The following is a 15,388-nucleotide window of genomic DNA, read 5'->3' on the forward strand; positions in this document are numbered from 1 at the left end:
CGTGGTGGTGGCGGACCGGTCGGGGTACGGGAAGGGGGGTGGCGGGGCGGGGTTCAGATGACGCCGGTGCGCACGTCCCTGGGTGTGGCGGCGCGGACCTGGTCGGCGAGCGCGGCGAGGGTGGGCACGGCGAGGAACGCCCGGGTGGACACCCCCTCGCCCACCTCCCGGCGCAGGGCGGTGATCATGCGGATGGCCAGGAGACTGCTGCCGCCCAGGGCGAAGAAGTTGGCCTCGCGGTCGGTCACCGGCGCTTCGAGCACCCGCTCCCAGATCCGGGCGACGCGCTCCTCCACCTCGTCGGCGGGGGGTGTGCCCCCGGTGTCCGCCCTCGCGCGGGCCAGCGCCTCCAGGGCGGCCGTGTCGACCTTGCCGTTGGAGGTCAGCGGGACGGCCTCCATCAGGTGGAGGGATCCGGGCACCGCGTGGGCGGGAACCCGTCGGACGAGGTGTGCGGTGAGGTCGTCGAGAGAGGGTGTGCGGCCCTCGACGACCACGAAGGCGGTCAGCCTCCGGGAGATCCGCTCCCCCACCGCCACCACCGCCGCCCGGCGCACGGCCGGGTGGTCTTCGAGCGCGGCCTCGACCTCGCCGAGTTCGAGCCGGTGTCCACCGACCTTGACCTGCCGGTCGGTGCGGCCGAGGAACTCCAGCAGGCCCTCGGGGCGGTACCGTCCCAGGTCACCGGTGCGGTACCACCTGCGGCCGTCGACGGTGACGAACCTGGCCGCGGTGCGCTCGGGGTCGCCCCGGTACCCGCGGGCCACTCCGGCACCGCCGATCCACAGCTCGCCCGGCACCCAGTCGGGACAGTCCCGGCCGTGGGGGTCCACGACGCGGTACCGCTGATTGCGCAGCGGGGTGCCGTAGGGGACCGAGGGCCATCCCCGGGGCGCGTGTCCCCCGTCGAAGGCGTTGGACCAGATGGACGCCTCCGTGGCGCCGCCCAGGGCGACCAGGTGGGTGCGTCCGCCGGTGACGGCGCGCAGCCGTTTGGACAGGTCGGTGCCCACCCAGTCGCCGGAGACCAGGGCCAGGCGCAGGGAGCGCGGCGGTTCGGCGTCCTCGGCCTCCGCCTCGGCCAGCAGCATGTCCAGCAGCGCGGGCACGGTGTTCCACACCGTCACCCGGTGCTCCACGCACAGCTCCAACCACCGCCGGGCGTCCCGGCGCTCCTCCTCCTCGGGGACCACGAGCGCCCCGCCCACGCGGAGCAGGCCGAAGACGTCGTGGACCGACAGGTCGAAGTCGAGGGCGGACAGGGCCAGGACGCGGTCGCGGGGACCGATCCGGTAGCGGTCGTCGATGTCGACGACGGTGTTCAGGGCCGCGCCGTGGGAGATCTCCACGCCCTTGGGCTCTCCGGTGGAACCTGAGGTGAACACCACGTAGGCGGTCCGTTCCGGGGCGACCGGCACGGGGGCGGCCAAGGGGTCCGATCCGAGGAGTTCGGCCACCTCCAGGGATCGGGGGGCGGCCTCGTCCCGGCCGATCGTCACGACGGTGCCCGCGGCCTCGTGGATGCGCGCGCGCCGCAGGACCGGCTGCCCCGTGCCGATGGGCACGTAGGCGGCGCCCGCCGCCAGGATCCCCAGGACGGCGCAGATCTGGTCGGCGCCCTTGGGCAGGTGGACGCCGACGGTGTCGCCGGGCCCCACCCCGTGTCCGACCAGTCCGCCGGCGATCCTCAGGGCCCGTTCGGCGAGTCCGCCGTGGGTGAGCACGCCCTCGGCGGTGATGAGCGCGGGTGTGTCGGCCCGCCCCGGGGCGCCGGCGAAGACGGCGTCGTGCAGTGTTCCCGAGGGCCGGGGGGCGTCGGTGTCGTTCATGGACGCGCGGACCCGGGACTGCTCCCGGGGCAGCGGGTCGGCCACCTGTCCGGCCCACCCCCGGACCCCTTCGCGGGCCAGGCCGCGCAACAGGTCCAGGTAGGCGCCGAACATGACGTCCAGGACACCGGGGCGGAAGAGCTCCTCGACCGCGTCCCAGTACACGTCCAGCCCGCCCTCGCGTTCGAGGACCTGGTTGTCCAGGTGGACCTGGGGCGACTGGGACAGTCCCCAGACGCGCGCGGGGAACTCCGGGGACAGGTCCAGGGACACCCCGTCGCCCACGCCGAGGGAGCCGGTGAAGACCACCGGGACACCGGCCTGGGCCGTGCCGTCGCGTCGGGTCAGTTCGCGCAGGACCCGTTCGGCGGAGATCTCGCGGTGATCGAGGTCGTCGCCCAGTCGGCGCTGGAGGGCGCGGGCGGCCTCCAGCGGGCCCTGTCCCGGTGCGCGCTCGTAGGAGGTCAGGGACAGGGACGTGAAGTCGCCCAGGACCCGGTCGATGTGCGGGTGCGCGTCGTGGCGGTTGAACAGGGTGAGGGTGAGGCTGAGGCGGGTCTGTCCGCTCCAGGCGCCGAGCACCTCGCCGTAGCAGGCCAGGAGCAGGGTCGAGGGGGTGATCCCCGAGGACCGGGCCAGGCCGGTCAGGGCCGTCCACTCGCCGGGGGTGAGGTGGTCGGCGCGTCGGGTGAAGCGCGGTGCGCGGACCTCGGCCGGGTCCCGCGCCAGTGGTAGGGCGGGGGCGGGCGGGAGGTCGCGCACGCGGTCCCGCCAGTACTCCAGGGCCCTTGCCTCCCGTTCCGGGTCGTCCCGCACCTGGGTGAGGTAGTCCCGGAAGGTCACCTCCACCGGCGGCAGCGGTGCGTCCGGCTCGCGGTACAGCAGGTCGAGTTCGGTGTAGAAGGTCATGATGCTGAGCGCGTCCAGCACCAGGTAGTCCAGGCCCACGCCCAGGCGGACGCGCGCGACGCCCTCCTCGGTGTAGCGGACGGCCCGGATGTCGAACAGCGGCCAGCGGGCGGGGTCGAGCACCCGGTGGGACAGGGAGGCGCGCAGCGCTTCGAGCGCCGGCCGGGGGTCGGCGGGGTCGGCGTCGACGACGGGGACGCGGACCCCGGGGACTTCGGGCAGGACCCGCTGGTCGCCGTTGTCGTCGAAGACCGCGCGGAGCATGTCGTGCCGGACCACGAGCCGGTTCAGCGCCCGTTCCAGCCGCTCCAGGTCCACGTCGGAGCCGTCGAACTCGGTGTAGTGGTAGGTGCCCACCCCGCCCAGGGTGAACTCGGGGTCGCGGCCGGTGAGGTAGGCGCGTTGGACGCCGGTCGGGGGGAAGGGCTCGTACCGGGTGGCGGGGTCGTGGCCGATGACGTGCCCGGCGACGCCGTGCCCCCTCTCGGGCAGGGCGGCGGCGAAGTCGGCGAGGACGGGGGCGACGAACAGGTCGGCGACGCCCACCCGGGCGTAGCCGCGGGCGCGCAGGGCGGCCACCAGGCGGGTGGCCAGCAGGGAGTCCCCGCCCAGGGCGAAGAAGGAGGACGTGCGGCCGATGTCCGGTGTCCCCAGCAGCTCCGACCAGATCCGCGCCACCTCGTGTTCGCGTTCGCCCCGGAGCGGAGCGTCCTCGCTGGGGGTGCCGGCGGCGTGCCTCGCCAGCAGTGCGGCGAGCGCCCGGCGGTCGGGTTTGCCGTTGGGGGTGAGCGGGATCTCGGGCAGCACCGCCACGGTCGTGGGGACCATGTTCTCGGGCAGCAGTGCGCGCAGGTGTCCGGCGAGCGCCTCGGGGAGTCCGTCGGCGGGGGCGCCGGGAGCGGGGACCACGGCGGCGGCCAGGAGGGGGGCGGGGTCGGTGAGGGCCAGGGCGGCCGCCGACGCGACGCCGGGGTGGGCGGTCAGGGCGGCCTCGACCTCGCCGGTCTCGATCCGCACCCCGTTGACCTTGACCTGGTGGTCGAGGCGTCCGAGGAACTCCAGGGAGCCGTCGGGCAGGTGGCGGGCGCCGTCCCCGGTCCGGTACCAGCGTCGGCCGTCGACGTGCACGAACCGGTCGGCGGTGGTGGCGGGGGCTCCCCGGTAGCCCAGGGCCAGACCCGCCCCGCCCACCCACAGTTCGCCGGGGACCAGGTCGGGGCGGTCCCGCCCCTGGGGGTCCACGACCCGGCACCGCACGCCGGGCAGGGGTCGGCCCCACGGGACGTGGTTCCAGGAGGGGTCGACCTCGTCCACCTCCAGCAGGGTGGAGTGGATGGCGGCCTCGGTCATCCCGCCCAGGGCGAGGAAACGACACGCGGGGGCGAAGGCCCGCAGCCGCGCGGGCAGGTCGACGCCCACCCGGTCGCCGCCGAGCAGGACCGCCCGCAGCGCCGGGGCGGACGCCAGGCCCGACTCGACGGCGGTCAGGAGCATGTCGAGCAGGGTGGGCACGCAGTTGAGGACGGTGACCCCCGACCGGGCGGCCGTCTCGACCCACCGTTCGGCGTCCCTGCGCACGTCGGAGCCCACCAGGACGGCGGCCCCGCCGACGGAGAGGGGAGCGAAGAGGTCGAAGACCGACATGTCGAAGTCGGTCTCGGCGAGGGCCAGGGTGCGGTCCCCGGGGCCGGTGCCCAGCACGGTGTTGAGCACGTCGATGGTGTGGGCGGCGGCCCGGTGGGGGACCTCCACCCCCTTGGGGGTGCCGGTCGACCCGGAGGTGAACAGCACGTGGGCGACCGCGTCCGGGGACACCTCGGCGGGATCGGCCGGGGTCCCCGCCAGGGCCTGGGCCGGGGTCAGGGCGGGCACGGCCGACTCGGCCAGGACGGCGGGGTCGTCCGACAGCAGCAGCGCGGGGGCGCCCCGGTCCAGGATCGTGCGCCGCCGGGCGGGGGGCTGGTGGCGGCCGACGGGCAGGTGGGTGCACCCCGCGGCCAGGACGCCGAGCAGTGCGGCGACCTGGTCGACGCCCCGGGGCAGGTGCAGGGCGACGGTCCCCCCGTCGGGGAGGGTGTCGGCGATCGCTCCGGCGATGCGCAGGGCGCGGTCGGCGAGGTCGCCGTAGGTCACGGCCGCCCCGTCCGGTCCGACGAGGGCGACGGCACCGGGTGTGGAACGGGCGTGCTCGAAGAAGCGCCCGTGGAGGGTGCGGGGGGCGGGAAGGGGCAGGTCCACGGCCGTCCGGTCACGGGTGCCGTCGATCGCGGCGGGGATCCGGGGGCGGAAGGGGCGGCTCCAGGCCTCGGCGTCGTCGATGAGGGTGTCGATGAGGTCCCGGTAGGCGGCGAAGGCGGCCTCGGCGGTACCCGGGGCGAAGGCGTGCGCGCGCAGGTCCCAGTTGAGCAGCAGGCCGCCGTCGAGTTCGGTGACCTGGGCGTCCAGCAGCACCTGGGGGCCCTGGGAGATGATCCAGGAGGGCGCGCCGAAAGCGCGCTGGACGGTGTCGCCGAAGAGCGGGCCCAGGCCGATGGCGCTGGTGTAGACGACGGGCGCGGGCGTCATCGCGCCCCCGTCGAGTCGGGCCAGGTCGCGCAGGACCTCCACACCGCCGTAGGCGCCGTGGTCGACCGCGGCGTGCAGGTCCCCCTGGAGGGAGCGGGCCCGGTCGGTGAAGGACGTCACGGCGCCGGTGTCGACGCCGAGCAGCACCGAGCCGCTGAAGTCCCCGATCACCCGGTCGACGTGGGGGTGCAGGGGCGCACGGTCGAAGAGGGGCAGGTTGAGGGTGAAGGAGGGGGTGGCGCTCCAGGCGCCGAGCACCTCCGCGAACGCGGTGGCCAGCGCCGAGGCCGGGGTCACCCCGGCGGCCCGCGCGCGGTCGGCCAGGGCTCGGGCGCGTTCGGGGGTCAGGCGGTGGTGCAGCCGGGTGGACCGGGCCAGGGGGGAGCCCGCCGGGGTGGGGCGGGCGGGGTCGATGACGGTGGGGGGCTCGGGGGGCGGGGGCAGGTCGCGCAGGCGCTCGTGCCACCAGACCCGGGCCCGGTCGCGCTCTCCTGTGTCGCGCGCCCCGCGGTCGGCCAGGTACGCGGCGAAGTCGTAGTCCAGCGGCGGCAGGTCCCGCCCCTCGTAGGCGGCGCACAGGTCGTCGAGCAGCACCCGCAGGCTGAGGGCGTCGGCCACGATCATGTCCAGGTCGACGTGCAGGCGGGTGCGCCCGTCCGGCAGCAGGGACAGGGCCACCTCCAGGACCTCCCCGGCGGCGACGTCCATGCGCCGGTGGGTGTTCTCCTCGCGGAGCCGGTCCAGGGCGCGTTCGACCTCCTCAGGGTCGGCCGAGCGCAGGTCGTGGACCTTCAGGCGGGCCCCCTCTCCCGCGGGGGCGACGCGCTGGCGGCCGTCGCCGTCGAACCGGGCCCGGAGCATGGGGTGGCGGTCCACGACGACCTCCACGGCCGACGCGAGCGCGTCCCGGTCCACGTCCCGGCCGTCGAACTCGGTGTAGAAGTGCGCGGCCACACCGCCCAGGGGCTGCTCGTCCCCGCGTCCGACGAGGTAGGCGTGCTGCATGGTCGCCATGGGGAAGGGCTCGCCCTCCACCGGCCGGGAGGGCTCCCAGGTCGGGGCGGCCGAGACCGGCGCGGTCGGCGCCGTGCGCTCCAGCAGGGCCGTCCAGGCGGTCACGGTCGGGTTCAGGGCCAGGTCCTCGAAGGTGACGTCGTGTCCCTCCTCCCGCCAGCGTCCGACGAGCCGGATGAGGCCCAGGGAGTCCAGTCCGCACTCGAAGAGATCGTCGGTGTCGGAGAAGTCCTCCGTTGCGAGCACCGCGGCCGCGCGCTCTCGCACGCTCGCGGACCCGACCCCTCCGGCCCCGGCCTCCACGACACGGTGTGACACGAAACCCCACCCCTCCATGGTCGATTGCGACACGATCGACAATAATGAAAACCGTTTTCATTGTCGATATGTCCATGTGTAGCACCATCGGCTCTGCGGAGTCGAGCCCCGAAACCCCTACGGCAACGGAGATCACATGACACAGGACTGGCCTCGCCACCCCGCGGAGGCGATCCGCTCCTACCGCGAACGGGGATTCCGGGAGGATCGGACGCTGTCCGGCCTCCTGCGCGAGCAGGCCGCCCGGCGGGGCGACCGGCTCGCCCTCGTCTCCCGCTCGACCCGTCTCACCTACGCCGAACTGGACTCCCGGGTGGACCGGCTCGCACACGGGCTGGCCGCGCTGCCCGTCCGCGCCGGTGAACGCGTCCTGGTGCGCCTGCCCAACCGGGAGGAGTACGTCCTCACCCTGTTCGCCCTGCTGCGCATCGGCGCCGTCCCCGTGCTGGCCCTGCCCGCCCTGGGCCCGGCCGAAGTGGAGTCCCTGGCCGCCACCGCCGAGGCGTGCGCCCTCGTCGTGGCCGACCGGCACGGCCGCACCGACCCGCGGGCCGAGGCGCTCCGGATCGCCGAACGCCTCCCCCACGTCCGCCACGTCCTGGTGGCCGGCGACCCCGGGGACGCCCCCGCGCGCTCCCTGGACTCGCTGCTCTCCCAGGACGCCTCACCCCGACCGGAGGCCGCCCGGCCCGAGGACCTCGCCCTGCTGCTGTTGTCGGGAGGGACGACGGGCACCCCCAAACTGATCCCGCGCACCCACGCCGACTACGGCTACAACGCGCGGGCCTCCGCCGAGGCGTGCGCGGTGGACTCCGACACCGTCTACCTGGCCGTCCTGCCGGTGGCGCACAACTTCACCATGGTCTCGCCGGGGATCATGGGCGTCCTGGGCGCCGGAGGCACGGTCGTCCTGTCCCCCGACCCCAGCCCCACCACGGCCTTCGCCCTCATCGAACAGGAGGGGGTGACCCTGACCTCGCTGGTGCCCGCGCTGGTGCCCTCCTGGCTGGACGAGGCCCGACGGGCCCCCGACCGACCGTCCTCCCTGCGGGTGCTCCAGGTCGGCGGTTCCCGCCTGGACGAGGTCACCGCCCGCCGGATCGGCCCGGAGCTGGGCTGCACCCTCCAGCAGGTGTTCGGCATGGCCGAGGGGCTCAACAACTACACACCCCTGGACGCGCCCGAGGAGGTCGTGTGCACCACCCAGGGCAGGCCGCTCTCCCCCGCCGACGAGATCCTCATCGTGGACGAGGACGACGCCCCGGTCCCGCCCGGCACCCCCGGGGAGCTGCTCACCCGCGGCCCGTACACCCTGCGGGGCTACTACCGGGCCCGGGAAACGGACTCCCTGCGCTTCACCCCGGACGGCTTCTACCGCACCGGCGACCTCGTCACCCGCACCCCGGACGGGGACCTGGTGGTCGTGGGACGGGTCAAGGACCAGGTCAACCGGGCCGGGGAGAAGATCGCCGCGGTCGAGGTCGAGGAGCACCTGCTGGCGCTGCCCGGGGTGCGGGCGGCCGCGGTGGTCGGAATGCCCGACCCCCACCTGGGCGAGCGGTCGGTCGCGTTCCTGGTCGCCGAGGGGCCCGCCCCCTCCCGGGAGGAGATCCGGGCGGCGATGCTCCGGCGCGGCGTCGCCCCCTTCAAGGTCCCCGACGAGGTGCGCACGGCGCCGGCCCTGCCCCTCACCGGGGTGGGCAAGGTCGACAAGAGGCGCCTGCGCGAGGAGACGGGCCGCTGATCCGGCGGGGCGGGCGGCACGGGCCGCCCGCCCCGCGGGGCCTCACTCCCGGCCCGGGAGGGCCGCCAGCACCCGCTTCGTGGTCACCACGCTCGCGCACCGACGCGCCGCGTAGGACAGGGCCATCGTGTGGTCGGCCGCGGAGAAGTCGGCGACCGCGTCGGCCACCACGAACGTCTCCACGTCCCGCATGAAGGCGTCGCAGGCGGTCATCAGCACACCGATGTGGGCGTAGACACCGCAGACGATCAGCTGGTCACGGCCCAGGGCGCGGATCCGCGCCTCCAGGTCGGTCCGGGCGAACGCGCTGTAGCGCCACTTGGTGACCCGCAGGTCCCCCGCCCGGGGATCGAAGGGGGCCACGATGTCGGTGTGCTCGGGATCGTCCCGCAGACCCTCGCCCCACAGGTCCCGCAGCAGTCCCCGGTCGCGGGGCTCCTGCGCGCCGGGCTGGGCGGTGAAGATCCGGGGGACGCCCGCCTGGACGCAGGTCTCGCGGAGCAGGGCGATGTTGACCAGCAGGTCCGTCGTGGGCTCCCGTTCCGGGGGGAAGGCGTTCACGAAGTAGCGCTGCATGTCGTGGACCAACAGGACACAGCGGTCGGGGTCGACCGCCCACTCCATGCGGTTCTCCGGCAGGTCGGACTCGGTGGGCATGGGATAGGTGGGGATCAGGGGCAGGGCCATGGGGTTCGTCGACGTCCTCTCGTGTTCGGGCGCCGCGACGGTTCAGGAGCCGAGTCCGGCTCCCCCGTCCACGCGCAGGTCGTGCAGGGTGATGTGGGCGGCGCGGGGGGAGCACAGGAAGGCGACGGCGTCGGCGACGTCCTCCGGGCGCGCCAGGCGTCCCAGGGGGATCCCCGCCCGGAACTCCTCGGGCACTCCGGCGATGGCGGGGTGGAGCCGGTCGGAGCCGCCCCACCGGGCCCGGCTCATCTCGGTGTCGGTCGCCCCGGGGGAGACGATGTTGCACCGGATCCGGTGGGGGGCCAGTTCCAGGCCCAGGCAGCGGGTGAAGTGCGCGGCGGCCGCCTTGGAGGCCGCGTAGGCGGACATCCCGGCACGGGGCACCGTGCCCGCGTCCGAGCCGACGGTCACGATGGAGCCGCCGCCCCGGGGGATCATCCGCCGGGCGGCGGCCCGGCAGACGTGGAAGACCCCCAGGGCGTTGACGTCGAAGACCCGCCGCCAGTCCCGGGACGAGGATTCGGTGGCCGGACCCCAGCGCAGCACCCCGGCGACGTTGACGACGGACCGCAGTTCCCCGGGACCCTCCTCCACGGCACGGACCAGCGCCTCGACGTCGTCCTCGTCCGCGACGTCGACCCGGTGGGCCCCGACCCGGTGTCCCCGCGCCGAGAGTCCCCGGGCCAGGTCCGTCGCGGCCGCGCCGTCCAGGTCCGCCGCCGCGACCCGGTACCCCTCCTCGGCCAGTCGCCGGACGACGGCGGATCCGATGCCGCCGGCGGCCCCGGTCACCAGGACGGTCTCCTCCTCAGAGGACGGCATCGGCACCCCGCTCCTCCGGGTCCTCGCCGGTCGGCACGGACCGACCGCAGTCGGGGCACACCCCCGACAGTTGCAGGGAGCAGCCCAGTTCGGAGAAACCGCTCTGGTATCCGACCCGGTCGAGCACGGGGCGCAGTTCCCAGGCGTGCGGTATCTCCTCCACCCGACCGCAGACCCGGCAGAGCAGGTGATGGTGAGGGGAGGTCTCGCAGCGGCGGTAGAGCCGCTCGCCGTCCTCCGCGTGGATGGTGTCGATCTCGCCCTGGCGGGCCAGCCGGTGCAGGGTCCGGTACACGGTCGACAGACTCGGCGGGCGGCTCCCGCCGCCGCGGGCCTCGGCCAAGCGGGAGTGGATCTCCTGGCAGCTGCGGAACCGTTCGTCGCACTCCAGGGCGCTCAGTACCTCGCGGTCGTACTTGGAGGTTCCACGCATGTGTCGGCCTCTCGTCCCGGACGCGGGTCCCGGGGGCTCCGGAGCGCGGCCGGGGACGGAGGCGGCCACCATCACGGCAGCCTGCCGGGGGGCGGGCATCCGGTCGGTTTCTCCACCTGTGACTCCTCGGGAAGCGGCCCGGCGGCCGGGGGCGGGTCGGACGTGTCCCGGTGCGGCGGGGCGGGTGGCGCCGGGATCACTGGAGATTATTGATAATCGTTTTCATTTTCGCAAGGGAACGACGACCCCGGAGGGTCGCCGGGGGCGAGGCCGGACCCGGGGGTCGCCGGGGGTGCTACCGTACGAAAACGATTATCATTCTTATCAGATCCCGGGCCCCGAAGCCCCAGGAGGTGCGCCCCGTGACCGAGTACCACGATCCCTACCAGCGCTCCGGCCGGTACCTCGACATCATGATCGCCGGCTGGTGGGAGCACCACGGCGCGACCGTCGCCGAGGCCCTGCGCGAACTACCGGCGGGCCCCGTCGTCGACGCCGGGGCCGGAGGCGGCCACGGCACCCGGCTCATCGCACGCACCCTGCCCGGCACCCCGATCCTGGCCGTCGAACCCTCCCCCGTCCTGATCGCGGTCCTGCTCTCCCGCGTCGCCGACGACCCGGACCTGCGGCCCCGGGTGACCGTCGACGGCGACGACCTGCTCGCCGCCCGCCTGCCCGAGCGCATCGGCGGCATGATCATGGCCAACCTCATCGGCCACTTCAGCCCCCACGAACGCGACCGCCTCTGGGAGGACCTGGCCCCCCGTCTGGCACCGGGCGCGTTCATCCTGGTCAACCTGCCCCCGCCCACCGCACCCGCGCACGTCGAACGCGCGGCCATGAGCGAGATCCGCGTCGGCGACCGCACCTACCTCGGATGGGCCGCGGCCGAACCCGCCGGTGACGAACGCCTCTCCTGGCACATGACCTACGAGACCCGGGAGGGCGACCGGGTCATCTCCACCGACGACGTCCACTACGACTGGTGGACCGTCTCGGAGGACTCCCTGCGCGCCGAGACCGCGCCCCACCGCCTGACCGTCGTCCCCCACGGCCCCGCCGAGGCCGGCCTCCACAAGATCCTCCGGGAGTCCTGAGCCCATGAGCGCACTCACCGAACTACCGGTCACCGTGCTGTCCGGTTTCCTCGGCGCCGGGAAGACCACCCTGCTCAACCACCTCCTGAACAACCTCGACGGCCTGCGCGTCGCCGTCATCGTCAACGACATGAGCGAGATCAACATCGACGCCTCGCTGGTCCGCGACGCTGGGCACCTGACCCGGACCGACGAGCGCCTGGTGGAGATGACCAACGGCTGCATCTGCTGCACCCTGCGCGACGACCTGCTCGAAGAGGTCTCCCGCCTCGCCGAGCAGGGCCGGTTCGACCACCTGCTCATCGAGTCCAGCGGCATCTCCGAGCCCATGCCCGTCGCGGCCACCTTCGCCGTCCCCGGCCCGGACGGGACCCCCCTCCTGGAAGGGGCCCGCCTGGACACCATGGTGTCGGTGGTCGACGCGGCGAACTTCCTCACCGAACTCGACAAGGGCGACGACCTGGTCGAACGCGGACTGGACGCCTACGAGGACGACGAGCGCACCATCAGCGACCTGCTCGTCGACCAGGTCGAGTTCGCCGACCTGCTCCTGATCAGCAAGACCGACCTGGTCGGCGACGAGGAGGCCGACCGGGTGGAGGCCGCCGTGCGGCGCCTCAACCCCCTGGCCCGCGTCCTGCGCGTCGCGCACGGGCGCGTGGACCCCGCCGAGCTGATCGGGGCGGACCTGTTCGACCTCGAACGCGCCTCCCGCGCCCCGGGGTGGGTGGCCGAACTCAACGGCGACCACGTCCCCGAGACCGAGGAGTACGGGATCTCCAGCCTGGTCTTCCGGGCCGACCGCCCCTTCCACCCCGGCCGCCTGTGGGACCTGGTCTCCTCCGGCTTCGAGGACGGACGGTACGGCACCGTCCTGCGCGCCAAGGGCTTCTTCTGGCTGGCCACCCGCAGCCGGACCACCGGCCTGTGGTCGCAGGCGGGCCCCGTGGCCCGTTTCGAACCGGCCGGTGTGTGGGACCCCGCCGACGGGCCCACCCTCGGATACGAGCCCGAGGACCTGGTGGACACCGAACCGGTGGAACCCCACCAGGAACTGGTGTTCATCGGCACCGCCCTCCGGCGCGCGGAACTGGAGGAGGCCCTGCGCCTCTGCCTGCTCACCGATGACGAACTCGCCTCGCCGTGGCAGGGGCTCCCCGACCCCTTCCCCGTCTGGGACGTCCACGGCCTGCACGCCCACCACCAGCACGCCTGACCGTCGCGCCACCGGCCCCGCCGCCCGCCCCGACCGGCCGCCCGTCCCGGACGTGTCGGTCCGTTCGGGGAGATCGCCGCGGGCGACCGGACGCGCACCCGTGACCTCGGGGGGCATCCGAGCCGGCCCGCGCCCCGGTCACCGCGCACGAGGTGGTCGGCGATCGGCCCCACCGACCGGTCCACCACCCCCGGCGCGCGGCGGTGCACCGCGTCCTCGGGCGGGCCCGCGCTCCGGGGCGCGGGCCCGCCCGACCGCCGTCAGTGTCGGCCCGCGCCCCGGTCACCGCGCACGAGGTGGTCGGCGATGAGCCCCACCAGCCGCTCCACCACCCCCGGCGCGAGATGGTGCGCCATGCCCTCGACCTCCACGTGTCGGGCCCCCGGCACCGCCCGCGCCGTGGCCCGACCGCCGCTCGGATGGACCATCCGGTCGGTGTCCCCGTGGACCACGAGCGTGGGCGCGGTGATCCGGGCCAGCTCCGCCGTCCGATCCCCCGACGCGTGGATCGCCCCGATCTGCCGGGGCACGCCACCGCGTGACCGGACCCCTCCGGACCGCTCCCACGCCCGGGCGGCCCAGGCGACCTCCTCGTCCCGATCCGGCGGGAAGACCGCCGAACCGATGTGCGCCAACATCGCCAGATGCCGCTCCACCGACTCCTGGGCCGTGCGCGCGGGCCGCTTGCCCATGCGCGCCAGCGTCGACCACGCCACCCGCCCCACCCCTCGATCCCCCGTGGTGGAGAAGATCGAGGTGAGCGTGGCGACCCGGTCGGGGTGACGGGCCGCGACGGTCTGACCGATCATGCCGCCCATCGACATCCCCACCAGGTGCGCCCGCGCGATGCCCAGGTGGTCGAGCAGGCCCACCGTGTCGGCGGCCATGTCGCCCAGGTCGTAGGAGTCCGGGCGGGCGCGCCCGAGCAGGGAGTGCAGCGGGCTCGGCGGGGGCGTCGCGATCCGGGTGGAACGTCCCGCGTCCCGGTTGTCGAACACGATCACCCGCGACCCGCGTTCGAGGAGCCCCTCGACCATCCGCCGGGGCCACGACGTCAGGTCCAGGCCCAGCCCGGCGACGAGCAGCACCGGCGCCCCGTCCGCGGGCCCCTCCACGCGGTGGCAGATCCGCGGACCGCCCGGCAGGTCCGCGAACAGGTCCGGCCCGGCACCGGTCACGTCGTCACCGCCCTCGCGGACACCGCCGAGCGGGAGAAGCGCAACTCGGGGTCGACCACGTCGTCCACCCGCAACAGCGTCACGTCGGAGTGGTAGCTCATCGAGGTCAGCCACGGCATGCGATCCCCCTGTCTCGGCAACCCGTCCACCGCGCGGCGCACGTACCCGGCGGCGAAGTCCAACAGCGGCCGCGTCGCCATGTCCGGGTCGGCCGGCTCGGGACGGCACGTATCGTACCCGTGGGCGTCCATGTGCGTCAGCAGCCGACAGAAGTGCTCGCACAACAGGCCGATCTTCAACGTCCACGACGCGTTGGTGTACCCGATGGCGAACGCCAGGTTGGGCACCCCGGACAACATCATCCCCTTGTAGGCGACGGTGTCGGCGAGCCGCACCGGCTCCCCGTCGACCGTCAGCTCCACCCCGCCGAAGGCCTGGAGGTTCAGCCCGGTGGCGGTGACGATGACGTCGGCCTCGATCTCCCGCCCGGATTCCAGCATCAGGCCCCGCTCCGTGAAGGCGGCGATCCGATCGGTCACCACCGACGCCCTCCCCGACCGGATGGCCCGGAAGAAGTCACCGTCGGGGGCCGCGCACAACCGCTGGTCCCACGGATCGTAGGGCGGGTTGAAGTGCTCGTCGACCGGATAACCCTCGGGCAGCCGCGACGCGACGACCCGGCGGATGAGCCTCCGGGACGCCCTGGGGAAGCGTCGGCAGAAACGCCAGACCGCGGTGCCCTTCCAGATGTTCTTGCGCCGCGCCAGCCGGTAGCCCCGTTCCTCGCCGAACACCCTGCGCAACAGGTCGGCCAGGGCGTCGCCCCGGGGCACGGGCATGACGTAGGTGGGGGTGCGCTGCACCATCGTGACGTGCCCCGCGGTCCCGGCCATCGCCGGCACCAACGTGACGGCCGTCGCCCCACTGCCGATCACCACCACCCGCTTCCCGGCGTAGTCCAGGTCCTCCGGCCAGTGCTGGGGGTGCACGATCGTGCCGCCGAACCGTTCCCGCCCCTCGAAACGCGGGGTGTACCCCTCGTCGTAGCGGTAGTACCCGGCCGCCGAGAACAGCCACCCGGCGCTCAGCAGCACCCGCTCACCGGTGTCGACGCGCTCCACGTCGACCAGCCAGCGCGCCTCCTCGCTCGACCACGACGCCCCCACCATCCGGTGGTGGTGGCGGATGTGCGGCTCCAGGTCGTCCTCGGCGATCGCCTCGCGCAGATAGGCCAGGATGCGGTCCGCGTCGGCGATCGCCTGCCGGTCCCGCCACGGCTTGAACTCGTACCCGAAGGTGTGCAGGTCCGAATCCGACCGGATGCCCGGGTAACGGAACAGGTCCCAGGTGCCGCCCGAGGCCGCGCGGGCCTCCAGGATCGCGAACCCCTTCTCCGGGTGATGCTCCTTCAGGTAGTGTCCGGCCCCGATCCCGGAGATCCCCGCCCCGATGACGAGCACGTCCAGGTGCTCCACAGGTGTCCGCTCACCGCTCATGTACCGCTTCCTCCGATTCCCGCGCCGATACCACCTTGTGTGATGCGCTCCCTCTTGTGCCAGAGCACCGTGCACCACGA

9 protein-coding genes are annotated in these 15,388 nt (G+C 74.1%); 3 read left to right on the forward strand and 6 right to left on the reverse strand.

All coding sequences use genetic code 11. The features are described from left to right. Window positions 1-53: 53 nt before the first annotated feature. On the reverse strand, window positions 54-6,584 hold the full coding sequence (locus PWG71_RS16310) for a non-ribosomal peptide synthetase (RefSeq protein WP_274810586.1): 6,531 nt from the start codon (window positions 6,582-6,584) through the stop codon (window positions 54-56). A gap of 187 nt (window positions 6,585-6,771) precedes the next feature. Between PWG71_RS16310 and PWG71_RS16315 the strand changes: the two genes are divergently transcribed. Beyond that, window positions 6,772-8,379, forward strand: a complete 1,608-nt coding sequence (locus PWG71_RS16315; RefSeq protein WP_274810587.1) for a (2,3-dihydroxybenzoyl)adenylate synthase — start codon at window positions 6,772-6,774, stop codon at window positions 8,377-8,379. Window positions 8,380-8,421: 42 nt separating this feature from the next. Here PWG71_RS16315 and PWG71_RS16320 read toward each other — a convergent pair whose 3' ends face one another. The 3 genes from PWG71_RS16320 to PWG71_RS16330 are packed head-to-tail and all read right to left on the reverse strand — an operon-like array spanning window position 8,422 to window position 10,321. Beyond that, complete coding sequence (locus PWG71_RS16320) at window positions 8,422-9,066, reverse strand: isochorismatase family protein (RefSeq protein WP_274810588.1); 645 nt, start codon at window positions 9,064-9,066, stop codon at window positions 8,422-8,424. 42 nt (window positions 9,067-9,108) lie between these two features. Next, entirely contained in the window at window positions 9,109-9,888 is a 780-nt protein-coding gene (locus PWG71_RS16325; protein WP_274810589.1) for a 2,3-dihydro-2,3-dihydroxybenzoate dehydrogenase, read from the reverse strand. Further along, window positions 9,875-10,321 (reverse strand): Fur family transcriptional regulator, encoded by a 447-nt coding sequence (locus PWG71_RS16330; RefSeq protein ID WP_274810590.1) that lies wholly within the window; start codon window positions 10,319-10,321, stop codon window positions 9,875-9,877. Before PWG71_RS16330 ends, PWG71_RS16325 begins: the two co-directional genes overlap by 14 nt. 362 nt (window positions 10,322-10,683) lie before the next feature. Here PWG71_RS16330 and PWG71_RS16335 point away from each other — a divergent pair, with 362 nt between their 5' ends. Beyond that, window positions 10,684-11,418 carry a class I SAM-dependent methyltransferase gene (locus PWG71_RS16335; RefSeq protein WP_274810591.1) on the forward strand — a complete coding sequence of 245 codons (735 nt, stop codon included), beginning with the start codon at window positions 10,684-10,686 and terminating at the stop codon, window positions 11,416-11,418. A gap of 4 nt (window positions 11,419-11,422) precedes the next feature. After that, the gene (locus PWG71_RS16340) at window positions 11,423-12,634 is read left to right on the forward strand and encodes a GTP-binding protein (RefSeq protein ID WP_274810592.1); all 1,212 of its coding nucleotides are present in this window, start codon (window positions 11,423-11,425) and stop codon (window positions 12,632-12,634) included. A 260-nt stretch (window positions 12,635-12,894) separates the two neighbouring features. On the opposite strand, the gene PWG71_RS16345 is transcribed toward PWG71_RS16340, so the two are convergent. After that, window positions 12,895-13,812: an alpha/beta fold hydrolase gene (locus PWG71_RS16345; protein ID WP_274810593.1), complete on the reverse strand. Its 918-nt coding sequence runs from the start codon at window positions 13,810-13,812 to the stop codon at window positions 12,895-12,897. Further along, the gene (locus PWG71_RS16350; protein WP_274810594.1) at window positions 13,809-15,308 is read right to left on the reverse strand and encodes a flavin-containing monooxygenase; all 1,500 of its coding nucleotides are present in this window, start codon (window positions 15,306-15,308) and stop codon (window positions 13,809-13,811) included. The genes PWG71_RS16345 and PWG71_RS16350 overlap by 4 nt, the downstream gene beginning before the upstream one ends. Window positions 15,309-15,388: the final 80 nt, after the last annotated feature.

It is taken from the genome of Nocardiopsis sp. N85, from assembly GCF_028882275.1.
GTDB lineage: Bacteria > Actinomycetota > Actinomycetes > Streptosporangiales > Streptosporangiaceae > Nocardiopsis > Nocardiopsis lambiniae.

Excerpts from the sequence above, each read along its gene's own strand:
- PWG71_RS16320 (WP_274810588.1), bottom strand. The coding sequence starts at position 9,066 with ATGGCCCTGCCCCTGATCCCCACCTATCCCATGCCCACCGAGTCCGAC.
- PWG71_RS16350 (WP_274810594.1), bottom strand. The coding sequence starts at position 15,308 with ATGAGCGGTGAGCGGACACCTGTGGAGCACCTGGACGTGCTCGTCATC.
- PWG71_RS16315 (WP_274810587.1), top strand. The coding sequence starts at position 6,772 with ATGACACAGGACTGGCCTCGCCACCCCGCGGAGGCGATCCGCTCCTAC.
- PWG71_RS16340 (WP_274810592.1), top strand. The coding sequence starts at position 11,423 with ATGAGCGCACTCACCGAACTACCGGTCACCGTGCTGTCCGGTTTCCTC.
- PWG71_RS16325 (WP_274810589.1), bottom strand. The coding sequence starts at position 9,888 with ATGCCGTCCTCTGAGGAGGAGACCGTCCTGGTGACCGGGGCCGCCGGC.
- PWG71_RS16330 (WP_274810590.1), bottom strand. The coding sequence starts at position 10,321 with ATGCGTGGAACCTCCAAGTACGACCGCGAGGTACTGAGCGCCCTGGAG.